Source organism: Janthinobacterium sp. 1L-D-8-B-C4, assembly GCF_057291295.1.
On sequence record NZ_JBXAVX010000003.1, the window covers coordinates 590,899 to 612,664 of the forward strand.

Annotated in this window: 24 protein-coding genes; 15 read left to right on the plus strand and 9 right to left on the minus strand. The window is 63.9% G+C overall.

Annotation, left to right across the window (positions count from 1 at the left end; translation table 11 throughout):
* Positions 1–14: 14 nt before the first annotated feature.
* The 3 genes from AC0Z42_RS08635 to cydX are packed head-to-tail and all read left to right on the plus strand — an operon-like array spanning position 15 to position 2,890.
* Positions 15–1,586: a cytochrome ubiquinol oxidase subunit I gene (locus tag AC0Z42_RS08635; protein WP_485467804.1), complete on the plus strand. Its 1,572-nt coding sequence runs from the start codon at positions 15–17 to the stop codon at positions 1,584–1,586.
* 11 nt (positions 1,587–1,597) lie between these two features.
* Positions 1,598–2,752 carry a cytochrome d ubiquinol oxidase subunit II gene (gene cydB / locus AC0Z42_RS08640; RefSeq protein WP_485467805.1) on the plus strand — a complete coding sequence of 385 codons (1,155 nt, stop codon included), beginning with the start codon at positions 1,598–1,600 and terminating at the stop codon, positions 2,750–2,752.
* A 24-nt stretch (positions 2,753–2,776) separates the two neighbouring features.
* Complete coding sequence (gene cydX / locus AC0Z42_RS08645) at positions 2,777–2,890, plus strand: cytochrome bd-I oxidase subunit CydX (protein WP_308920210.1); 114 nt, start codon at positions 2,777–2,779, stop codon at positions 2,888–2,890.
* Positions 2,891–2,908: 18 nt separating this feature from the next.
* On the opposite strand, the gene AC0Z42_RS08650 is transcribed toward cydX, so the two are convergent.
* On the minus strand, positions 2,909–3,121 hold the full coding sequence (locus AC0Z42_RS08650) for a hypothetical protein (RefSeq protein WP_485467806.1): 213 nt from the start codon (positions 3,119–3,121) through the stop codon (positions 2,909–2,911).
* 115 nt (positions 3,122–3,236) lie between these two features.
* On the opposite strand from AC0Z42_RS08650, the gene AC0Z42_RS08655 reads away from it, so the two are divergent.
* On the plus strand, positions 3,237–3,953 hold the full coding sequence (locus AC0Z42_RS08655) for a hypothetical protein (RefSeq protein WP_485467807.1): 717 nt from the start codon (positions 3,237–3,239) through the stop codon (positions 3,951–3,953).
* Between the two features lies 1 nt (position 3,954).
* Here the strand turns inward: AC0Z42_RS08655 and AC0Z42_RS08660 are convergent, their stop codons facing one another.
* Positions 3,955–4,521 (minus strand): methylated-DNA--[protein]-cysteine S-methyltransferase, encoded by a 567-nt coding sequence (locus AC0Z42_RS08660; protein ID WP_485467808.1) that lies wholly within the window; start codon positions 4,519–4,521, stop codon positions 3,955–3,957.
* A gap of 79 nt (positions 4,522–4,600) precedes the next feature.
* Between AC0Z42_RS08660 and AC0Z42_RS08665 the strand changes: the two genes are divergently transcribed.
* Entirely contained in the window at positions 4,601–5,353 is a 753-nt protein-coding gene (locus AC0Z42_RS08665) for a nucleotidyltransferase domain-containing protein (RefSeq protein WP_485467809.1), read from the plus strand.
* Here the strand turns inward: AC0Z42_RS08665 and AC0Z42_RS08670 are convergent.
* A complete protein-coding gene (locus AC0Z42_RS08670) occupies positions 5,350–7,587 on the minus strand; it encodes a TonB-dependent siderophore receptor (protein ID WP_485467810.1) in 2,238 nt (745 codons plus the stop codon). The two genes, AC0Z42_RS08665 and AC0Z42_RS08670, sit on opposite strands and share 4 nt — an antisense overlap.
* Positions 7,588–7,875: 288 nt before the next feature.
* Here AC0Z42_RS08670 and AC0Z42_RS08675 point away from each other — a divergent pair, with 288 nt between their 5' ends.
* The gene (locus AC0Z42_RS08675) at positions 7,876–8,751 is read left to right on the plus strand and encodes a hypothetical protein (protein ID WP_485467811.1); all 876 of its coding nucleotides are present in this window, start codon (positions 7,876–7,878) and stop codon (positions 8,749–8,751) included.
* A 4-nt stretch (positions 8,752–8,755) separates the two neighbouring features.
* Here AC0Z42_RS08675 and AC0Z42_RS08680 read toward each other — a convergent pair whose 3' ends face one another.
* From AC0Z42_RS08680 to AC0Z42_RS08695, 4 genes are all read right to left on the minus strand, one after another.
* A complete protein-coding gene (locus AC0Z42_RS08680; RefSeq protein WP_485467812.1) occupies positions 8,756–9,154 on the minus strand; it encodes a bacteriohemerythrin in 399 nt (132 codons plus the stop codon).
* A gap of 128 nt (positions 9,155–9,282) precedes the next feature.
* On the minus strand, positions 9,283–9,435 hold the full coding sequence (locus AC0Z42_RS08685; RefSeq protein ID WP_485467813.1) for a hypothetical protein: 153 nt from the start codon (positions 9,433–9,435) through the stop codon (positions 9,283–9,285).
* A 147-nt stretch (positions 9,436–9,582) separates the two neighbouring features.
* Positions 9,583–9,765: a hypothetical protein gene (locus AC0Z42_RS08690; protein ID WP_485467814.1), complete on the minus strand. Its 183-nt coding sequence runs from the start codon at positions 9,763–9,765 to the stop codon at positions 9,583–9,585.
* 105 nt (positions 9,766–9,870) lie between these two features.
* Complete coding sequence (locus AC0Z42_RS08695) at positions 9,871–12,417, minus strand: PepSY domain-containing protein (protein ID WP_485467815.1); 2,547 nt, start codon at positions 12,415–12,417, stop codon at positions 9,871–9,873.
* 233 nt (positions 12,418–12,650) lie between these two features.
* Between AC0Z42_RS08695 and AC0Z42_RS08700 the strand changes: the two genes are divergently transcribed.
* The 3 genes from AC0Z42_RS08700 to AC0Z42_RS08710 all read left to right on the plus strand — a co-directional run bounded on the left by AC0Z42_RS08700 (position 12,651) and on the right by AC0Z42_RS08710 (position 15,915).
* Positions 12,651–13,751 (plus strand): branched-chain amino acid aminotransferase, encoded by a 1,101-nt coding sequence (locus tag AC0Z42_RS08700; RefSeq protein WP_485467816.1) that lies wholly within the window; start codon positions 12,651–12,653, stop codon positions 13,749–13,751.
* A gap of 68 nt (positions 13,752–13,819) precedes the next feature.
* A complete protein-coding gene (locus tag AC0Z42_RS08705; RefSeq protein ID WP_485467817.1) occupies positions 13,820–14,536 on the plus strand; it encodes a ribonuclease T2 family protein in 717 nt (238 codons plus the stop codon).
* Positions 14,533–15,915 carry an MFS transporter gene (locus AC0Z42_RS08710; RefSeq protein ID WP_485467818.1) on the plus strand — a complete coding sequence of 461 codons (1,383 nt, stop codon included), beginning with the start codon at positions 14,533–14,535 and terminating at the stop codon, positions 15,913–15,915. The genes AC0Z42_RS08705 and AC0Z42_RS08710 overlap by 4 nt, the downstream gene beginning before the upstream one ends.
* Before the next feature lie 6 nt (positions 15,916–15,921).
* On the opposite strand, the gene AC0Z42_RS08715 is transcribed toward AC0Z42_RS08710, so the two are convergent.
* The gene (locus AC0Z42_RS08715) at positions 15,922–17,556 is read right to left on the minus strand and encodes an acyl-CoA synthetase (protein WP_485467819.1); all 1,635 of its coding nucleotides are present in this window, start codon (positions 17,554–17,556) and stop codon (positions 15,922–15,924) included.
* Between the two features lie 136 nt (positions 17,557–17,692).
* On the opposite strand from AC0Z42_RS08715, the gene AC0Z42_RS08720 reads away from it, so the two are divergent.
* The 6 genes from AC0Z42_RS08720 to AC0Z42_RS08745 all read left to right on the plus strand — a co-directional run bounded on the left by AC0Z42_RS08720 (position 17,693) and on the right by AC0Z42_RS08745 (position 21,340).
* The gene (locus AC0Z42_RS08720) at positions 17,693–18,376 is read left to right on the plus strand and encodes a Crp/Fnr family transcriptional regulator (protein WP_485467820.1); all 684 of its coding nucleotides are present in this window, start codon (positions 17,693–17,695) and stop codon (positions 18,374–18,376) included.
* A 62-nt stretch (positions 18,377–18,438) separates the two neighbouring features.
* Entirely contained in the window at positions 18,439–19,038 is a 600-nt protein-coding gene (locus AC0Z42_RS08725; protein ID WP_485467821.1) for a helix-turn-helix domain-containing protein, read from the plus strand.
* 7 nt (positions 19,039–19,045) lie between these two features.
* Entirely contained in the window at positions 19,046–19,423 is a 378-nt protein-coding gene (locus tag AC0Z42_RS08730; RefSeq protein ID WP_485467822.1) for a DUF2946 family protein, read from the plus strand.
* Positions 19,424–19,489: 66 nt separating this feature from the next.
* Positions 19,490–20,089, plus strand: a complete 600-nt coding sequence (locus AC0Z42_RS08735) for an SCO family protein (protein WP_485467823.1) — start codon at positions 19,490–19,492, stop codon at positions 20,087–20,089.
* Positions 20,090–20,106: 17 nt separating this feature from the next.
* Positions 20,107–20,571: a copper chaperone PCu(A)C gene (locus AC0Z42_RS08740; RefSeq protein ID WP_485467824.1), complete on the plus strand. Its 465-nt coding sequence runs from the start codon at positions 20,107–20,109 to the stop codon at positions 20,569–20,571.
* A 106-nt stretch (positions 20,572–20,677) separates the two neighbouring features.
* Positions 20,678–21,340, plus strand: coding sequence for a CerR family C-terminal domain-containing protein (locus AC0Z42_RS08745; RefSeq protein WP_485467825.1), 663 nt, complete (start codon positions 20,678–20,680; stop codon positions 21,338–21,340).
* A 33-nt stretch (positions 21,341–21,373) separates the two neighbouring features.
* Here AC0Z42_RS08745 and AC0Z42_RS08750 read toward each other — a convergent pair.
* Positions 21,374–21,766 (minus strand): IS3 family transposase (locus tag AC0Z42_RS08750; protein ID WP_485467826.1); only part of this gene is annotated, 393 nt, incomplete at its 5' end.

Consider the following 21,766-nt stretch of genomic DNA (forward strand, 5'->3'; position numbering starts at 1 on the left):
AAACAGGAACACCTATGGACCTCGATATTGTTGCACTATCAAGACTGCAATTTGCGCTGACAGCGCTCTACCACTTCATCTTCATTCCGCTGACCATCGGCTTGTCAGTGATCCTCGCCATCATGGAAACCGTCTACGTGATGACGGGCCGCACCATCTGGCGCGACATGACCAAATTCTGGGGCGTGCTGTTCGGCATCAACTTCGCCATGGGCGTGGCCACCGGCATCGTGATGGAATTCCAGTTCGGCATGAACTGGAGCTACTACAGCCATTATGTGGGCGATATTTTCGGCGCGCCGCTGGCGATCGAAGGCCTGATGGCCTTCTTCCTGGAAGCGACCTTTGTCGGCATCTTCTTCTTTGGCTGGGATAAATTGTCCGCGCGCGGCCATCTGGCCACCACCTGGCTGGTCGCCATTGGCTCGAATTTTTCGGCCTTGTGGATCTTGATCGCCAACGGCTGGATGCAGAACCCGGTCGGCGCGGCCTTCAATCCGCAAACCATGCGCATGGAAGTGACCGACTTTGGCGCCGTGCTGACCAACCCGGTGGCGCAGGCCAAGTTCGTGCACACCGTGTCGGCCGGCTATACGGTGGCCGCCATCTTCGTGCTGGGCGTGTCGGCCTGGTACTTGCTCAAGGGCCGCCACGTGCCGCTGGCCAAGCGTTCGATGACGGTGGCCGCCGCCTTTGGCCTGGCGGCGTCGCTGTCGGTGGCGGTGCTCGGTGATGAAAGCGGCTACCTGGCGTCCGAACACCAGAAGATGAAACTGGCCGCCATCGAGGCGATGTGGGAAACCGAACCGGCGCCGGCGGCCTTCACGGCGATCGGCTTTCCCGACCAGGCCGCGCGCGAAACGCACTATGCGCTGCATATCCCGATGGTGATGGGCCTGATCGGCACGCGTTCACTCGATACCGAAATTCCCGGCCTCGCGCAACTGGTCGAGCGCGGCGAACTGCTGATACGCGACGGCATCAAGGCCTATGACGCGCTGCAAACCATCCGCGCCGTGCCGCCCGGCGGCGTGGTGCCGGAAGAGGCGAACGCCATGTTCGAATCGAAAGGCCCGTCGCTCGGCTACGCCTTGCTGCTGAAACGCTATGTCGACGATCCGCGCCTGGCCACGCCAGAGCAGATCGCCAGGGCCGCGCAAGACACGGTGCCGTCCGTGCCGTCCCTGTTCTGGTCCTTCCGCGTGATGGTTGGGCTGGGCATGTTCTTCATCTTGCTGACCGGAACGTTTTTTGTGCTGTCGGTGCGCCGCACCCTGGACGCCCACCGCTGGCTGCTGAAAGTGGCCGTGTTCGCCATACCGCTGCCGTGGGTGGCCGCCGAGGCGGGCTGGATCGTGGCCGAAGTGGGCCGCCAGCCGTGGGTCATCGAAGGCGTGCTGCCGACCGCCGTGGCGGTGTCGAACCTGGGCGTGACGACCTTGCTGATCACCATCGCCGGCTTTGCCGCCATCTATACGGTGCTGCTGGTGATCGAAATGAAGCTGATGCTGAAAACCATCCGCAAGGGGCCGGAAGTGCATGCGCCTGCCGCATTGCATGTTCCACCCGCCGTCCAACCTGCCTGAGGAGTCGCATCGTGATTTTGCATGAACTGATTTCGTATGAAACCCTGCGCCTGATCTGGTGGCTCTTGATCGGCGTGCTGCTGATCGGCTTTGCCGTCACCGACGGTTTTGACCTGGGCACCGGCATTTTGCTGCCGTTTGCCGGCAAGACGGACCTGGAACGGCGCGTCATCATCAACAGCATCGGCCCCGTCTGGGAAGGCAACCAGGTGTGGCTGATTTTAGGGGGCGGCGCCATCTTTGCCGCCTGGCCGCAGCTGTATGCCGTCTCGTTCTCTGGTTTTTACCTGGCCATGTTCGTGATCCTGGTGGCGCTGATACTGCGTCCGGTTGCCTTCAAATTTCGCAGCAAGCGTGACGATCCGCGCTGGCGCGCGCGCTGGGATATCGCCCTGTTTATCGGCGGCTTCGTGCCGGCCCTGATTTTCGGCGTGGCAATCGGCAATGTGCTGCAAGGCGTGCCGTTCCGCTTTTCCGACGACATGCATATCTTTTACGAAGGTAGCTTCCTTGGCCTCCTGAACCCGTTTGCGCTGCTGGCGGGCCTGGTGTCGGTGGCGATGCTGGTGATGCATGGCGCCACCTGGCTGCAAGTGAAAACCGACGGTCCTGTCGCCGAACGCGCGCGCACCTATGGCAGCGTGGCGGCGGTCGCCACCGTGCTGCTGTATGCGGCCGCCGGCGTGGCGTTGTGGGCCACGGTCGGCGGCTACCGCATTACCAGCGCTATTGCCGTGGCTGGCCCGTCGAACCCGATGTTCAAGACGGCCGAAGTGGCGGCCGGCGCCTGGTTCGCCAACTACGCGGCCCACCCGTGGACCTGGGCCGCTCCCGTGCTGGGCCTGGCCGCGCCGCTGCTGGCCCTGGTTTTCCTGCGCCAGCGCCGCGCCGTGCCGGCCCTGCTGGCCAGCGCGCTGGGCATTGCCGCGATCATCCTCAGCGTCGGCGCATCGATGTTTCCGTTCATTCTGCCGTCCTCGCTCGATCCGCGCGCCAGCCTGACGGTATGGGATTCCTCGTCCAGCCACATGACCCTGTTCATCATGCTGGTGGCCACCAGCATCTTTATTCCGCTGATCGTGGCCTACACGAGCTGGGTTTATAAAGTGTTGTGGGGCAAGGTCGATGGCCAGGCCATCGAAGACGGCAACGGCCACGCCTACTAATCATTGACTGTAAAGGAAATCATCATGTGGTATTTCGCCTGGATACTTGGCCTTCCGCTGGCGGCGATGTTCGCCGTGCTCAATGCAATGTGGTACGAAATGGTCGACGGCGACACGACGCCCGAGAAGTATCGCTGAAACGCGGCGCGGCATTCTCTACAGCAGGATGAATTCGCCGCGGATGCGCAGCTTCATGCCGCGCGGCGCATCGGCGCCGGCCGCCACCGCCCAGGCCGTCACCCATTGGGCGCAGCGTAGCCGCGCCTGCGCATTGTCATGCAGGCGCAGTCGTTCAAACGCCTGGTCCATGCGCGTGGCCAGGTAGAGGGACTGTTCGATGGCGTCGGCTTGTCTGCTGAAGTGGCGCATGATGCTTCCTTTCATGAAAGAACGGCTGCGTGGACTTCTTTGTATACGCGGCCGGGGCCGCTTTGGATGCAGCGCAGTGCTACACTGCGCACCATTCTTTTGACTGGACCGCATCATGACCACCACTCTCCCTTCCTTGCCCTACCGTGCCACCGCCGACGAAGCTTGCAGCTGGCTGCAGGCGCAGACCGGCACGCCCTGGACTTTGGCGCGGCTGCTGGAAGAGGGCGGCTTGCCATATGTGTGGATCGAGCATTCGGATGAGTGGGCCGAATTGTTCCATGACGGCGTGACGCGCTATGCGGCGCCGGTGGTCTTTATCGACGACAAGCAGCACCTGGCCGCTGGCGGCAAGGATGTGTGGCTGCGCTTTACGCGCGACTCGGGCAACCTGGCCATCGCCCTGAAGGATCAAGGCTTGCGCGCCTCGCTGGACGGTTTGCATTTCCAGGAGCGCGACCTGCTGAAACTGGTGAAGGAATTGCTGAATCCCACGCCGGTGGCGCCTGAACCGCCGGCCATGCCGCAGGAAAGCCTGAAAGGCCTGGAGCGCAACGAGATATTGCAAGCGTTTGCGGGCATCGGCAAGATCAACCTGGAGCAAGGCATGCTGAAAGGCGAGGGCATCTTTGGCGACGACGGCGCGCGCGTGCGCAAGAATTCGCGCGGCGGCAAGAATAATTACCTGTGGAATCCCGTCACCCTGGCTTTCGGCCTGCACGATGTGCATCGCGTGCCGATGCCGCACCTGAAAAAAGCGTTTGCCACCCAGCCGCTGCTGCGGGCCTGGAAAGCGGCGTGGCTGGAGTCGCTGGCCTTGCTGGGGGAATAAACTAGAAAAGGTTGCCTTGCGCCAGGTCGACCTGTTTGGCGCGGCGCAAGGCCAGGCCGGTTTTTTCCGCGTCCCGGTCGCTTGACAAGGCAATGCCCTCCAGCGCCAGCAGGGTCTGCTTGGCCTCAAGGCCGCCGGCAAAACCGGTCAGCGCGCCGCTGGCGCCGATCACCCGGTGGCAGGGCGCGATAATGGAAACAGGGTTCTTGCCGTTGGCCGCCCCCACTGCGCGCACGGCGGCAGGCTTGCCGATCTGGCGCGCGATGTCGCCATAGCTGCGGGTCTGGCCGTAGGGTATTGTCAGCAGCGCCTGCCACACTTCTTTCTGGAAATCGGTGCCGGCAAAGTCCAGCGCTACCTCGAACTGCTGGCGCGTACCAGCAAAATACTCGCGCAATTGCTGCTGTGTTTGCAGCAGCACCGGATGCGCACCGTCTTCGCGCAGCTCGCCCAGGCGTACCCGTGTCGGCTTGTCGTCCTGCCATAAAATGGCCGCCAGCGCCTCGCCGCGCGCCACCAGGGTCAGTTCGCCCACCGGCGAGGGCATGATCTTGTAGACACAGTGCATGGACATTCCTTGTCAGCGGCGATAGCGTCCAGTTTATCAGGATATAAACCCGTGTAGCATGGCGGCAAGGAGGATGTCGATGGAAACTATTGCTACTTACGAAGAAATCCGCGCGCAGGCCATGCGGCTGGTGCAGGAACGTTATCCGGGCGCCGTGTCGGCGATGATCGGCGGCTCGTTTGCCACCGGACGACAGACGCCCAGTTCCGATATCGATTTGCTGTTGCTGTTCGACCATGTCGATGCTGCCTGGCGCAGCACCCTGGTATGGGAAGGGCGGACGGTGGAACTGTTTGCGCACGACCTGGCCACGTTCGAGTATTTTTGCAGGGAGATCGATGCGCCTGGCGGCAAGGTGCCGCTGGCGATGATGGTGCTCGAAGGCGAGAATATCGCGGCCCCCAGCGCGCAATATGAAGCGCTGCGGTCGCTGGCGCAGGCCATCCATGCAGAAGGGCCGCCAGCGCTGGCGCTGCCGCAATTGCAGCAGCGCCGTTACGCGATCACTACCGCGCTGGAAGACCTGGTCGACAGCCGCCATCCCGGCGAAGCGATGGCGGTGGCCTGCGACCTGTACGGCATGCTGGCCGACCTGCATTTGCGCGCGGCAGGCCAGTGGAGCGGCGGCGGCAAGCATCTGTTTCGCCGCCTGCAGGCTTACGATGCAGCCATCGCCGCCCAGCTCGATGGCGCCCAGCGGCTGCTGGCCAGCGACTTGCCGGCCGGCCAGCAGGCCTATGCGCAAGTGACTGGCGCCATCCTGGCGCCAGCCGGCGGCCCTTTGCTTGAAGGCTACGACTTGCCGGCGCCGGCACACTGGCGCAGCCGTTAGAACGTGGTGCGCAAGCTGAGATTCACATTACGCGGCTCGCCCCAGAACACGCTGTCATAAAAGCCCATGTTGCGGTAGTACTTTTTATCGAGCAGGTTGTTGACGTTCAGCTGCAGCGTCGTCCTGGGCGTTACTGCATAGCTGGCCATCAGGTTAACCAAGGCATAGCCCGCTTGCGGAATGCGCGCCGTGGTATCGCGCGCCGGTGGCCGGCCGTACCAGGTTTCACTGTAGGTGGCGCTTTGCGCGGTGGCGCTGCCGCCTACTTTCAGGCCTTGCCAGCGGCCTTCGAAGCGGTATGCCGTCGACAGGCGCAGCAAGTGGCGCGGCTGGTTCGGTACGGCGCGCTTGCCGTCGGCTTCCTCGGCCTTCAGGAGCGTATAGCCGCCGCTCGCTTCCCAGCCCGGCGCCAGCTGGCCCGAGACGTCGAATTCGATGCCGCTGGCGCTGATGCCTTCGCCATTGGCCACATAGGCCGAGCCGCCGCCCGGCAGCACAAAGCCTTGCGGCACCGTGGTGTCGAGTTCGGCCAAGTTCTTCTTCCTGACCTTGAAGACGGCCGCCGAGGCGTTCAGCTTGCCGTCGAAAAATTCGCCTTTGACACCCGCTTCAAGGTTGTCGCCCGTTTCGGGATCGAGGAAATGGTTGTTGCGGTCACGGCTGGACTGCGGCGTGAACAGTTCGGTGTAGCTGGCATAGGCCGAGTATTGCGGGCTGATATCGAACACCACGCCCGCATACGGCGTGATTTCATTACGCGTTTCGGAAGCATCGCTGGTGCCGGTGTAGACGCCGCTGGTGTTCCAGGCCCGCGTTTCGGTGCGGTAGTTGCTGCTGCGTGCGCCGATGATCACGTGCAGCGGATCGGCCAGGCTCAGGCGCATGGCCATATAGCCGCCGGCCAGGCGCGTCACATCGCGCGTATGGGAGCCGTCCGGCGTGAAGACGGGCTTGGGGATGTTGCCGGTCCAGCTGCGGTAGTCGGGCACCTTGGCCGGATACAGTATCTCGGCCGTGCCGCCTAATGACGTCGACTTCGTATTGCCGCCATTCCAGCCGATGATGGCCGTGTGCTTGCGGCCCAGCAAGGAGAACGGTCCGTTGGCATACAGATCATAATTGTCGGCCGTGCTCTTGCCTTCGCCCCAGGCGCCGGTCCACAAGCTCATGCCGGTACCTGTTTGCGGATTCGGATAGCCGGAACCCGCATAGGCCACCGTGGTGTTGTTGCTGCTTTCCGTGCGCGCATAGCCCAGGTGCAGCTTCCAGTTGCCGGGCAAGTGCTGGTCCAGCGAGGCGAACACGGTGTGCTGGTCGTTGGCCCAGGTACTCCATGGCGTCGTCAAGCTGGTATTGCGCGGCAGGTTGGCCAGGCTGCCGTCCGCATTCCAGTAGGGGACGGCGCCCCAGGTGGCGCCAGTCGGCGTGTTGTCCTGGAAGTCGATGCCGGCCGTCAGCATGGTGCCGGGGCGCAAGTCCGCTTCCAGCACGGCCATGCCGACCGTCTTGCGTTCGTGATACATGTCGAAATACGAATCGCGTTCCTGCCAGGCTGCGGTGGCCCTGCCGCGCACGCTGCCATCCTGGCTGAACGGCGTGGAAATGTCGGCTTCGACGCGATGGTTGTCCCAGCGGCCCAGGCTGACGCCGGCGCTGGCCTGGAAGGTTTTCGTGGGGCGCTTGCGTATCATGTTGATGGTGGCCGACGGGTCGCCCGTGCCGCCCATCAGGCCGTTGGCGCCGCGCACCACTTCCACCCTGTCATACAGCACCGTATCTTGCAGCGGCGAATTCGCGCCGCGCGGCATGCCGTCGACCTGGATATTGTTGATGCTGAAACCGCGCGCATAAAAACTGGTGCGTTCGCTGTCCTGCTGGCCCACCTGGATGCCGGTGGTCAAGCCCAGCGCCTGGTCCAGCCGTATCGCGCCCAGGTCGTCGAGCAGTTCGCGCGTGATGATGCTGACCGATTGCGGCGTTTCGCGCAGCGACAATTCCATGCGCGTGGCGCTGCGCGCGTCGCCGCTGGTATACGAACGCGTGCCTTCGGTGGCTTGCGCCGCCTGGCCGGTGACGGTGACGGCCGGCAAGGTCGGGTCGGCAACGGCTTCGGGCGCGGTATCGGCCGCATGCACCGGCAGGCAGGTGCCGGCGGCCAGGCTCAGCAGGGTAAGGCGCAACAGCCGCGGCAGGGGGCGCAAGGCAGGGCGGGTGGTAGGGGCGTGTAAAGACATGATCATCCTGGATATTTTTGATTGTGGGTGTCCTATCACTTCTGGCGCGCGGCGCAGTGGCTGGTGGGGTGGCGTGCTGCCGGCCCGGCCTGGCTTGGATAACGATACAGTGATCTCTCATTATATGAATGAGAATCATTATCAATATAAGTCTTATTGATTAAATGAGCAAGTATTTGCACCGCAACGGTGCATTTGGTGTTGCAAATCAGGCCGAGACGCCCGTACACATGGCTTAAACGGTTCTGCGATAATGCAGACAGGATATTTGCCAGAGGAAGCAATTGCATGCGTAGAAGAATCGGGATCGGGATCGCCTGTGCCGGCCTGTGCGCCGTGCTGCCGGGCCATGCCCAGGAAGCGCACACGCCGCCTGCCGTGACGGCGCAGGAACAGCTGGCGCCGCCGCCGCAGGCGCTGCCAGCCGCACCCGCCGCAGCACCGGCGCAAGATATTCCCGCGCCTGTACCCGAACCCGAGCCGGTAGCAGCGGAACTGCTGGAAGTGACGCCCCAGTCCGTGACGGTTACGGCCAGCAATATGGCGGCCCCGCCGCGCGTACGTTTTACCGCCTACCGCGACAGCTACCTGACGGCAAAGAAAGTGTGGCAGGTCTCGCGCGGCAACGTGGTGATGGCCTTGCGCCTGATACCGGCCAAGCTCAGCGCCACCATCGACGATGTGCGCGTGGCGCTGCAGGGCGATGGCGCGCCTGTGGCGATCAAGGTGGGCGAGGGCGGCGTGTTCGTCGTGCCCATCAATGACGAGATTGCTGCCGAGGGTGGCAGTTTCCTGGTCAACAAGGGCAAGGGCGAGTTGACGGCCAATATGGTGATCCAGCCTGCGGTGGCGCGCGACGCCTGGACGGTGGCGCGCGTGGCGCAAGTTCTGCATGACGCCAGGCTGGCCGTGCACGCGATCACGCCGTGGTACAAGCGTTTGTTCTCCAGCGAAGTGCAGTCGCTGGCTTTTTGCGCACCCGAGCGCGGCAGCGCCCTGCAACTGATGCAGGACCAGCAACTGATCGCCACCTTGCCGATGAACGACGCCGCCGTCAATGACATCAACCTGCCCGTGTATTGCAAAATGTTCGATGGCGAAGACAAATACCCGGGCCACTACCGGGTGGTGATGCCCGAGCGGGCAACGGTGCTGATACTGTAAGGCGTCAGCCAGGCTGGCGCTGCACCATTTCCAGGGCGGCGGACAGCGCCAGGTCCATCGTGGCCTGGTGGAACAGCAGCCACTGCGGCAGCAAGGTCAGTGCGTGCCGGCCCTGTGCCAGGTCGCCCTCGTCGACGGCGGCCCAGGCGTGGTGCAGGCCGCTCAATACGCGCGCATGCTGCTCGCGGTGGTTGGCCAGCGAATGAAAACCGATGGCCTCCATCAGGTCTTCTTCTTCGCGGAAATCGCGCTCCACGGTCGCGATCAGTTCGCGAAAGGCCGCGCTGAAATGCTGGTCGCCCAGCTTGTCCAGCCGCGCCAGTTCGTCAAACAGCGCTTCGTGCGCCGCGTCGATGGCGGGGTTGCCCAGCGCCATGTCTTGTTTCCATTGAGATGTCAACATGCCAGCTCCTGTGTAAGCCCGTCATCGGGCTGACCGGGCTGTGTCAGTGTGGGCGTGCTGACCGTGGAAATCCATGACCTGTATCAAAGGTTCGATGGGACCACGCGCAGATGACGGCCCAGAGCGTGTCAGCGCTGGGGCCAGTGCGACCACATGGCATGGGCATCGACATAGGGCGTCTGCATCAATTGCGCCAGCGCGGCACTGGAGCGGGGCAGCATCACCGGCACCAGCATCAGCGACGAGAGGGCAAGGCAGGCCAGCACTTTGAGCGTCAACATGATTATCTCCCGGCAGGCCGGCGGCGGCGCGGGGATGCGGCGCCAGCCGGAACTCCTATGTCACCATGCTTGCAGTGTAGGCCAGATGGCGATAAGTTCAACTTATTGCTGTGACGCACTGCAGCACGCCGCAGACGCATCTTGCAGCTACTTTGGCTTGCCACTTTTGCGCGGCTTGCCCGCCGGCAGGAAGGAGTCGAACCACACTTGCGTCAGCTGCCGCGTGTTCTTTGCCGCTTCACGCTTGATGGCGGCCGTGGCCTGGCCGCGCGCCGTGCTGGCGACGCGGTTGGCGGCGCTCAGGTACATGCTCATCCAGGGGTTTTTCATGGCACACCTCAGAGTAGAAAGATGGCCCTACTGTAGGCCGATGGCATGGCCCGACCGTGCGGCGCCCCACACAGGGCGCCGGGTTTGATCATCGTTTGTGCCCGATCAATAAACGTCGCGGCGGTAGCGGCCCTGCGCGCGCAACTCGTCCAGCCCCTCCTGGCCCAGCACCTCCAGCAGCACCGCATCGACGCCGGCCGCCATGCCCTGCAGGCTGCCGCAGACATACACGATGGCGCCGTCCAGCAGCCAGGCGCGCAGCGCGTTCGCTTCGCGGCGCAGGCGGTCCTGCACGTATTCACGTTCGGTGCCGTCGCGTGAAAAAGTGCGGTCCAGGCGCGCCAGGTGGCCGTCTTGCAGCCACGCTTCCAGTTCTTGCGCGCAGATGCTGTCGGTGCTTTGCTGGCGCTCGCCGAACAGCAGCCAGTTGCGGCCGAACCCGGCCTGCCGGCGCGCGCGCAGGTGAGAACGCAGGCCAGCCAGGCCCGAGCCGTTGCCGATATAGATGCACGGCACGTCCGCCAGCGCCGGCGCGAAGGCCGGGTTCGCTTGCAGGCGCAGCTTGACCTCGCCGCCCAGCGGCGCGAACTGCGTCAGCCAGCCCGAGGCCACGCCATAGCCGCCGTTGTTCTCGCCTTCGTGCCGTTCCTGGCGCACCAGCAATTGCAGCTCGCCATCGTGCGGCATGGATGCCAGCGAATAGCTGCGCGGTGCATGCGGCGCGCTGCCGCCACTGTCTTCGCCTTCGCTGCCGTCGATATTGCAGGCGATGATTTCGGCCAGCGCGCCCGCTTCCCAATGGCTGCCAGCCGGGCCGGACAAGCCGATTTCATACAGCGCGCCGCCCTGGCTGCCCGGATTGAGCAGCACGCGCCGCGTCAGGCGCCAGGCGTCGTAGGATGCTTCTTCCTGACGGCCGATGGCGTCGATCGGGCTGCCGCTGGTGCGCGCCAGCGCCTGCGACCAGGCGGCCAGCGCATGGGCGTCGTGCTTGTCGACTTCGATCAGGGGAAACAGCGGCGTGGCGCCCAGCGCTTGCAAGCGCAAGTCGAGCGCATGGCCGAAGCCGCAAAACTCGCTGTAGTGGCGGTCGCCCAGCGCCAGCAGGCCAAACTCCAGCCCGGCCAGCTGCGGCGCGCCGGCATCGCCCAGCAGGCGCGCAAAGCGGCGCGTGCCGTCCGGTGCTTCGCCCTCGCCAAAGGTGCTGGCAACGATCAGCGCGCGTTCGTAATGGCGCAGTTGCGCCGGTGACAATTGATCGAGCGACTGCACCTCGACCGGCACGCCGGCCTGCTGCAGGGCGCGCGCGCTTTCCAGCGCCAGCCGTTCAGCCTGGCCCGACTGGCTGGCATATGCCACCAGGGTCGGCAAGCCGCTGACATGCGGGCCGGGCGCGCCGGCGCCCAGCATGGCGCGCTGCGCGGCAACGGCCTTCTTGGCCTTGCGCCGGCCCAGGTACAGCATCCAGCCGGTAATGCCGAACAGCGGCATGCACAGGCTGGCGATGGTGACGATGATACGGCCCGGCAAGCCGAAATAGGTGCCCATGTGCAGCGGGTAGATGATGCTGACCAGGCGCGAGCCGAGCGCCTGCTGGTCGTGCAACTTTTCTTCCGTGATGGCGCCGTCGGCCGCCATTACCGACAGCGAATTGCGCGCGCGGTCATGCGGCGCGTCCGCCCCCAGCCAGGTGAACTGCACCGCTTCGCTGGCGCGCACCGGCATGCGCACGGTGGCCAGGGTCCAATTTCCTGCCTGCTGCCGGAAGGTATTCCAGGCCAGGCTGACATCGACCGCCGGCGCGATCGATGCCGGCGCTTTTTTCTCGCGCGCCTGGCCGGGTTTGGCAGGCGCCTGCGCCATGCGCGGCGGCCTGCCGGCCCAGGCGTCGACATTGTCGCGTACGAAGTCGTAGCTCCAGTACAGGCCGGTCATGGTCAGCATCACGTACACCACCAGACACCAGGTGCCGGTTACGGCGTGCAGGTTCCACAGGAACGAGCGGCCTTTCAGGGCCGGATCGAACGTCAGCCAGGTGCGCCAGTCGAGCGGGCGGCGCGGCCAGCGCAGATACAGGCCCGACAACGCCAGGCCCAGCAGGCACAGCGCCAGCGCACCTGCTACCTGGCGGCCCGGTTCGCGCGGCAGCAGCAGCCAGCGGTGCAGGGACTCGGTCCACTCGAAAAAGCCTGCCCCCTGCATCTCGGGCCGCGCCGCGCCGGTATAGGGATGCACATACACCGACTCGCCACGGCGCTGGCCGGCTTTCGGCGCAAACAATACCCGCGGCGCGGCGCCGGGTTCGGCATACAGGGTGACGGAGGCGACCCGCTGGCCATGTTCGGCGGCCGCCACGCCAGCCAGCTGACCCGGCGTGAGCAGCGCGCGCGTTTCCACCGGCACCTGGCGCACGCCGGGATTCATCAGGTCCAGCAGTTCATCCTTGAACGAAATCGTGGCGCCCGACAAGCCGATGACCATCAGCACGGTGCCGGCGGTAATGCCGATAAACCAGTGCAGCTGGAACCAGACCTGCTTCCAGCTGGGCCAGCTGCGGCGCGTGGCGTTGCGCTGGCGTGCGACTGCGGCCCGCTGCTGCGTTGGCGTGGTCGAGCGCGTGGCCGGTACGCCGGCGAGGGTAGGTGTACTCATGAATCGGCTTTCAGGCAGGGACGCAGCGGACAAGGGACACATCATATCGCAAATGAGAATGATTCGCGCTAATCTTCAGGCCGGTTTTTGGGCCGCAACGCTTGCCGCAAGCTTGTCTCGCCGCGTTTTGCCATGCATACTGCCATTTTGTCCCGTGCGCATGGCCAGCCTGCCGCCGTCGCTGCAACGAAGGACTACAATAGCCGCCTGACTTACACTTTCATCGAACTCCCATGACCACGTCCACCTCGAACATCACCATCACGCCTTCCGCCCACCCCCTGTCCGACGCCGAACGCGGCGAGCGCATGAACAAGCCGGCCTTTGGCCGCGTGTTTACCGACCACATGGTGGTGATACCTTACCGTGACGGCAAGTGGCAGCAGGGCGAGCTGAAAGCCTACGGCCCTTTGATGCTGGACCCGTCGGCCTCGTCGCTGCATTACGGCCAGGCCATTTTCGAAGGCTACAAGGCGTTTGCCCAGCCTGACGGCAGCATCAAGACGTTCCGCCCTGAACAGAATGCCGAGCGCTTCAACCGCAGCGCGGCGCGCCTGGCCATGCCGGCGATTCCGGTCGAGCTGTTCCTGGAAGCGGGCGACGCCCTGATCTCGATCGACCGCAACTGGGTGCCGACGAAAACCGGCGAGAGCCTGTACATGCGTCCCCTGATGATCGCCACCGATCCTTACCTGGGCGTGCGTCCATCGGAAGAATACCTGTTCGTGCTGTTCGCTTCGCCTGCTGGCGCTTACTTCCCGCAAGGCGTGAAACCGGTTACCGTGTGGATCAGCGAAGACTTCGTGCGCGCAGCGCCTGGCGGCACCGGTGAAGCCAAGTGCGCCGGCAACTACGCGGCCAGCCTGATGGCCCAGTCGCAAGCGCAGGAAAAAGGCTGCGACCAGGTGGTGTGGCTCGACGCCGTGCACCGCGAATTCATCGAAGAAATGGGCGGCATGAATCTGTTCTTCGTCTATAAAGACGGCGACAAGGTCACGGTTGTCACGCCGGAACTGACGGGCACCTTGTTGCCGGGCATTACCCGCCGCAGCCTGCTGGAAATGGCAAAAGACCTGGGCTACGCCACCGAAGAGCGCAAGCTGTCGGTACAGCAATGGCGCGACGATATCGCGTCGGGCCGCATGACCGAAGTATTCGCCTGCGGCACGGCCGCCGTCATCACGCCGGTCGGCGTGGCCAAGGCCAATGGCTTTGAAATGACCATCAACAACAACGAAAACGGCGCCGTCACCCTGGCCCTGCGCGAAGCACTGCTGGGCCTGCAGCACGGCACGGCGCCGGACACGCACGGCTGGATGCACACCGTCTGCTGATCAACAGCCTGAGCTGATACCGCGCCGGCACCCTGTTGCCGGCGTTTTTACATCGTTGGAGGAATCCCATGCAGCTGCGTTTCATCTTGCCCGCCCTTGCCACACTCATGTTGAGCCTGTCCGGTGGCCTGGCCCATGCCGCCGACGCCCAGTGCGCCATTCCGCGCAATGTCAGTTATGCCGATTACGACGTCAAGCCGTCGGACGAAAAAAATACCTGCTACAAGCAGAGCACGAATGTGCCCACCGATTACTTCATGCTGGCGCTGTCCTGGTCGCCCGGCTTTTGCGACAGCCAGCGCCGCCGTGGTGAAATTTCCAAAAAGGCCGCGTTCCAGTGCTCGGACAACCACCAGTTCGGCTGGATCGTGCACGGCCTGTGGGCGCAGTCAAGCAACCCGGCCAGCTGCGACGATATTTCCGTCACGCCACCGCGCAAGACCGACCTGCACCCGCGCTACTGCAAGGGCAACCTGCCGAAACTGGCGCCGGCCGAAATCCTGCCATACATGTGCATGCAGCCCGGCGAAGCGCTGCTGCAGGGCGAATGGGAAAAGCATGGCGCCTGCGATTTCGGCACGGCCAGGGACTATTTCGAGAAGGAGCGCGAACTGTTCCAGGCCTTGAAATTGCCCGACACCAGCATGGACAAGAACGCGCTGTTCCAGTGGATGAAGGAACACAATCCGCAGCTGAAAGGCCGCTGGCTGGGCTATGAAAAACACTCGGGCGAACTGCGCATCTGCTACTCGAAAGACTTCAAGGTGATCGATTGTCAGAAATGAAGCAGGCAGTCATGGTGGGCGAGGACGGCTTGCCGCCCGGCGCGCGCGGCTGGGCCATGCTGTCGCTGGCGATCGGCGTGGGCATGGCGTCGCTCGATACGGCGATTGCCAATACCGCCTTGCCGGCGATTGCCAGCGAGCTGCACACGACGCCGGCGGCCTCCGTGTGGATCGTCAATGTGTACCAGCTGGCGATGGTGGCAACCTTGCTGCCGTTTTCGGCCCTCGGTGAAATCGTCGGCTACCGCCGCGTGTTTATCTCCGGCATGTTCTTGTTTACGCTGGCGTCGCTGGCCTGCGCGCTGGCCTGGTCGCTGCCGTCGCTGGTGGTGGCGCGCCTGTTCCAGGGCGTCGGCGCCAGTGCCATAATGAGCGTCAACACGGCGCTGCTGCGCGTGCTGTACCCCAAGCGCTTGCAGGGTAGGGCTTTCGGCAACAATTCGCTGGTGGTGGCGGTGGCGTTTGCCATCGGCCCCACGGCCGCTTCGCTGATACTGGCCACCGCATCGTGGCCGTGGCTGTTCGCCATCAATGTGCCGCTGGGCGTGGCCGGTTTTTTTGTGGCCAGCCGCATGCTGCCGGCAACCAGGCTGTCCGGGCATAAAATGGATGGGCGCACGGCGCTGTATAACGTGGGCGCCTTCGGCCTGCTGATCCTGCTGTTCGGCGACGCCGCCCATCATGCGCCATTGACCATCTTGCTGCCAGAGCTCACGGCGGTGGTGATCTTTTTCATTCTGCTGCTGCGCCGGCAAAGCGGCCACCAGGCGCCGATGTTGCCGGTCGACCTGTTTCGCCGGCCGCTGTTCTTTTTGTCATCGATGACGGCGATCTGCACTTTTGCCGCGCAGGGCCTGGCGTTTGTGTCGCTGCCGTTTTATTTTGAAGTGACCCTTGGCCGCTCGCCGATCGAGACGGGCTTCCTGATGACGCCGTGGGCGGTGCTGGTGGCGGTGATGGCGCCGATTGCCGGCAGATTGAGCGACCGTTATTCGCCTGGTGTGCTGGGCGGCATCGGCCTGGCCGCGCTGGCCACCGGCCTGCTGACACTGGTGTGGATACCGGCCGACCCCGGCGTGATCGATATAGCCTGGCGCATGGCGCTGTGCGGCATCGGTTTCGGTTTTTTCCAGGCGCCCAACCTGAAAGCCATCATGGGCAGCGCGCCACCGCACCGCAGTGGCGGCGCCAGCGGCGTGGTCGCCACCTCGCGCCTGGTCGGCCAGGCCACCGGCGCCGCGCTGGTGGCCTACTGCTTCACGGTGTCGGCCGCGCGCGGCACCACCTATGCCTTGTTGCTGGCGGCCGGCTTTGCGGCGCTGGCCTGCATCGCCAGCTTTTCACGGCTGGTGGTGGCGCAGCCGCCTGCGCACACCTGACGGCGATCAGACGTCGATCGCCTGGTCCGACTGCATGCGCTTGCGCAGTTCGAACTTCTGGATCTTGCCGGTCGAGGTGCGCGGCAGGGGACCGAAGTAGATGGCTTTCGGCACCTTGAAGCCGGCCAGGTTGGTCTTGCAAAAGGCGATCAGCTCGGCTTCGGTCACGCTGGCGCCTTCGCGCAGTTCCACGAAGGCGCAAGGCGTCTCGCCCCATTTCTCGTCGGGCTGGGCGATCACGGCGGCGGCCAGCACTTGCGGGTGATGATACAAGGCGTCTTCCACTTCCACGCTTGAAATGTTTTCACCGCCGGAAATAATGATGTCCTTGCTGCGGTCCTTCAGCTTGATATAGCCGTCCGGATAGCGCACGCCCAGGTCGCCTGTATGGAACCAGCCGCCGGCAAATGCGTCTTGCGTGGCTTGTTCGTTCTTCAGGTAACCCTTCATGCAGATATTCCCGCGGAACATGATCTCGCCAATCTGCTCGCCGTCCGGCGCTACCGGCTGCATGGTCTCCGGGTCGAGCACCGCCACCTCGCTTTGCAAGTGGTAGCGCACGCCCTGGCGTGATTTCCTGACGGCACGCTCTTCAGGCGACAGCGCCGCCCATTCCTCCTGCTCGGCGCAGATGGCGGCCGGGCCATACACTTCCGTCAGGCCATACGAGTGGATCAGATCAAAGCCCATCGCTTCGATCCGCGCCACCATCGCTGCCGGCGGCGGCGCGCCGGCCACCATGCCGCGCACGGTCCAGTCGATTCCCTCGCGCCAGCCGGTCGGCGCATTGGCCAGCGCCGCATGCACGATAGGCGCCGCGCAATAATGGGTGACGCGCAGTTCGCGCATCAGGTCGAACACCAGCTTCGGTTCGAACTTGCGCAAACACACATTGACGCCGGCACGCGCGGCGATGGTCCAGGGAAAGCACCAGCCATTGCAGTGGAACATCGGCAAGGTCCACAGATAAACCGCGTGCTTGGGCATGTCCCACTCTAAAATATTCGACAGCGCGTTCAGCGCCGCGCCACGGTGGTGATACACCACGCCTTTCGGGTCGCCGGTAGTGCCGGAGGTGTAGTTGAGGGCGATCGCATCCCACTCGTCGGTGGGCGGCTGCCAGGCGAAATCGGGGTCGCCGCCGGCCAGCAGGGTTTCGTAGTCGAGTTCGGCAAACGCATCCACTTGCGGCCCCAGTTCGTCATTGACCTGGATCACGCGCAGGCCGGGAATCTGCGCCGCCATCTGGTGCGCCAGCTCGGCAAATTCGGTATCGGCCAGCAACACCTTGGCCTGGCCATGGCGCAGCATGAAGGTCAGCGAGGCCAGGTCCAGCCGGATGTTCAGCGCATTGAGGACGGCGCCGGCCATCGGCACGCCAAAGCTCGCTTCCACCATGGCCGGCGTATTGGGCAGCATCACGGCCACCGTGTCGCCGACGCCCACGCCCAGTTTCATCAGGCCAGACGCAAGACGGCGCGTGCGCGCATAGGTGTCGCGCCAGTTCTGGCGCACGCCGCCATGTGCAATTGCCAGGCGATTGCCATATACTTCGGCTGCCCTGGCGATATAGTCGAGCGGGGTGAGGGCGGCATAATTGGCGCTGTTCTTGCCCAAGCCGGTGTTGAAATCGGGTGCCATGGTGTGTCTCCTGATTGAAAAAATGCTGCTCCCTGTAGACGGGGCTGGTGTCCCTCAGCATAGCACTGCTGCCGGAAATGCAATGTCGCCGAGGTGACAACTGAGGTGACAACTGTAGTGACAACTGAAGGATGGAATGGATCACGCTTTGCCCGAACTCGACAGCCATGCATGGTTCCAGGCGCTGGACGCCGGCCACCAGGCGCTGCTGCGCGCCGGCAGCGAGCTGCGCCAGTTTGAAGCCGGCGCTTACATCACGCGCCGTGGCGAGCCTTCGCTGCACTGGATCGGCGTGCATGCCGGATTGATCAAACTGGCCGTGTACAACGCCGATGGCCGTGGCGCCACGTTTTCCGGTGTGCCGGCCGGCGGCTGGTGCGGCGAGGGCAGCGTGTTAAAACGCGAATTGCGCCGCTACGACGTGGTGGCCGTGCGCGCCTCCAGCGTGCTGCTGGTGCCGGCCGAACTGTTCCACCGCCTGCTGGCCGAAAGCCTGTCGTTCAATGCTTACGTGATACGCCAGCTCAACGAGCGCATGGGCCAGTTCATCGCCACCATCCAGAACCAGCGCCTGCTCGATGTCGATGCGCAGGTGGCGCAGGCGATCGCGCAGCTGTTTCATCCCATGCTCTATCCGCGTACTTCCAGCGTGCTTGCACTGTCGCAGGAAGAAATCGGCATGCTGACCGGCATTTCGCGCCAGCGCGTCAACCTGGCGCTGGGCCGGCTGGCCGAACTGGGCCTGATCAGCATCGCCTGGCAGGCGATCCGCGTGGTCGACCTGCACGGCCTGCGCCATTACGGCGTGGCGTCGCTGTGATGACAGACTGCGCGCGCAAAGCATGGCATGCTGGCAGCTTTCCTTGTGAGGCAAGCTGACGCATGGCCCTGGTTTCCCATTATCCGCAGCACTTGCTGGGCCTGCGATTTCCGCTGCGCCTGCGCGTCACCGTGCGCCAGGGTTTTGTTACCCTGCACAACGAAATCGCCACCCGGAAACTGGGCAGCGGCGACAGTTTTGTGGTGCCGGCCTTTTTGCGCTTTGCCTGCGACGTGATGCCGGGCCGTGGCAAACCGGCCGTGTTCAGCCTGGCGCTGGAACAGGACGAGGCAGAGGAAGGAGGGGAAACGCAGCCTGGCGGCGGCAAGCGCTGGAGCCGCGCGCTGGCGCAGCATATTTTCCAGTCGCCGCAAGGCCAGTGGACGGCCACCCGCCTGGCCGCGCTGTGGCAGGTGACGCCGCACAAGGCGCGCTCGCGCCTGTTTGCCGAAGGCGAGGCCTTGCTCAGCCTGGTGCGCGAACAGCGCTTGGCGCATGCCCTGCATACGGCCGCGCAAGCCGGTCTTGGTGATGAGCGGGGGCTGGCGGAAGTGGCGGCCGGCTCCGGCTTTGCCTCGGTGCCGGCGTTTTGCGACGCCTGCACCGATGTTGCTGGCGTGCGCCCGACGCTGTTCCTGCGCGCACCCGATACTCCGTTATAATCGCGGCATGGGACATTTTTTACAGCGCAAGCAGTGGAGTCTGTGGTTCGCCTGCCTGGCGCTGCTGCTTAATGCCCTGTTGCCCGGCTTGTCCCATGCGTTTGCTGCCAGCCAGGGCAATGCCGCCGTCGAGATCTGCTCGGCCAGCGGCGCCGTCTACACGCAGGCCGACCTGGCGCCGCCATCCGGTCCGCAGCCTCAACATATCGAACATTGCCTGTACTGCATGCACCATGCGGGCAACCTGGCCTTGCCGCCACCGGCGCCTGTGCTGGTCGCGGTGATTACTGGCCACGACCTGTACCCGCCACTGTTCTACCAGTCTCCGCAGCCACAGTTTGCCTGGAGCGGCGCGCGCCCGCGCGGCCCGCCTGCGGCCGCCTGATTCCCTATTCCTGCCGCCACGCGGCTCCATGTCTACGCAGCACTACGCCTATCGGGCCTGACCAATATGAAACGTCGCCTACTCCTTCTCGCCGGCACGGCGGGATTGCTGACGCTTGCCGCCTGCGGCAAGCCAGAACCCAAACCCCATTACAACGGCATCGATCTGACCGGTGGCGATTACAAGCCCGACTTCAAGCTGAGCGGCCCCGACGGCAGGGTCTACACCCTGGCCGACTTCAAGGGCAAATATGTGATGGTCTTTTTCGGCTTCACGCAATGCCCGGACGTGTGCCCGACGGCGCTGTCGCGCGCGGTTGAAATCCGCAGCAAGCTGGGGGCGGACGCCGACAAGCTGCAAGTGATCTTCATCAGCATCGACCCCGAGCGCGATACGCCGGCCTTGCTGGGCGAATACATGCGCGCCTTCGATCCGGGCTTCCTCGGCCTGCGCACCGATCCGAAAAGCACCGCCCAGACCGCCTTCAACTACAAGGTGTTCTACCGCCGCGTGGCCAGCGGCAGTTCCTACACCATGGACCACACGGCCATCAGCTATGTGCTCGACAAGGAAGGGCGCATGCGCCTGGGCCTCAAGCACCAGCTGACGGCCGACGAATGCGCGCAGGACATCAAGACTTTGATGACCGCCAAATACACTTTATAACCACAAAGGATCACATCATGTTCCACCTGAAAACCGTCGTCGCCGCCGCCCTGGCCGTGCTTTCCTTCTCCGTCGCCGCGCAAGGCACGGTCACCGTCAGCGAGCCATGGGTGCGCGCCACCGTGGCGCAACAAAAGGCCACCGGCGCCTTCATGCAGATCACCGCGCCGAAAGCCATGCGTCTGGTCGAAGTGCGCAGCGCCGTGGCGGGCGTGGCCGAAATCCATGAAATGAGCATGAGCGACAACATGATGCGCATGCGCCAGGTCAAGGAACTCGCGCTGCCGGCCGGCAAGGCCGTCGAATTGAAGCCGGGCGGCTATCATGTGATGCTGCTTGACCTCAAGGGCCAGGTGAAGGCGGGCGACAAGGTGCCGCTGACCCTGGTGCTGGAAGGCGACGACAAGAAACGCGAAATCATCGAAGTCAATGCCGTGGCCCGTCCGCTGGGCGCGAGCGCGATGCCGGCGATGAAGCACTGATCGTTGCTTCTTTTAAAACCCGGTGCGCCGGGTTTTTTTACGTCTGCTTGAAAATTAAACGGTTGTTTGATATGATCTCAAACAACTGTTTAATTTTCTATAAATCATGACGATCGAAAACAATACCGAGCCGGCCCGCATGCGCATTTTGCAAACGGCGGCCGAGCTGTTTGCCGAACATGGCTATGCCAGCACCTCCGTGCGCAAGATCTGCGAGGCGGCCCAGGTCAATGTGGCGATGGTCAATTACTATTTCCACAGCAAGGAAGAGCTGCACCTGGCCGCGTTCGACCATGCGCGCGAGCTGGCCGACGCCTCGGCGCCGACAGTGGCCGAGGCAAGTGCGGCGGCCAACCTGCCGCCTGTCGAGCAGTTACGTCTGGGCATCGAAGCGCTGGTGTCCGACATGCTGCGCAGCGGTTCCGCGTCGCTGTTCAGCCGGCTGGTGGCGCGCGAGCTGATCGAGCCGACGGCCGCCATCCACAAGCTGGCCGAGCGCAATGTGCGGCCCCAGCATGCGCTGTTCACCGGCCTGGTGCGCGGCGTGGTGGGCGACGCCATGCCGGCTGCCGTGGTGCAGAAATGCGTGTTCAGCGTGATCGGCCAGGCCGTGTTCTATGCGCGCTCGCGCATCGTGCATGAACTGGTGGCGCCCGAAATCACCTACGACCAGGCCGGCATCGCCGCCATCGCCAGCCATGTGGCGCAGTTTTCGCTGGCTGCGCTGGCCGGCATGCGGGTGCAATACACGGCAGAGGTGGCGGCATGAAGGCGCCTAAGCTGTCTCTGAGGTATCCCGGTTTTAATGGAGAGTCACTCCCTCGCGGCGCGGGGGATTTTTAATCGATGCGTACTGCACCTCAGCCTCGACTGGGGTGCGGTATTTCAAGCTTTGATGCAAGCGCATCCGATTGTAATACACCTCGATGTAATCGACGATAGCGGCCTTGGCCTCTTCGCGTGTGGCGTACGTCGTATTGTGCGTGATTTCGTTTTTTAGCTGCGAGAAGAAGCTCTCGGCCACGGCGTTATCGTGGCAGTTACCGCGCCGGCTCATGCTGGGCCGTAACTGATGTTCCTGCAGCACGCTACGATAAGCGGCCGATCCGTACACACTGCCCTGATCGGTATGGCAGATCAGATTGGCAGGCGGCTTGCGCTGCACGATGGCCATCCTCAAGGCCGCGATCGGCAG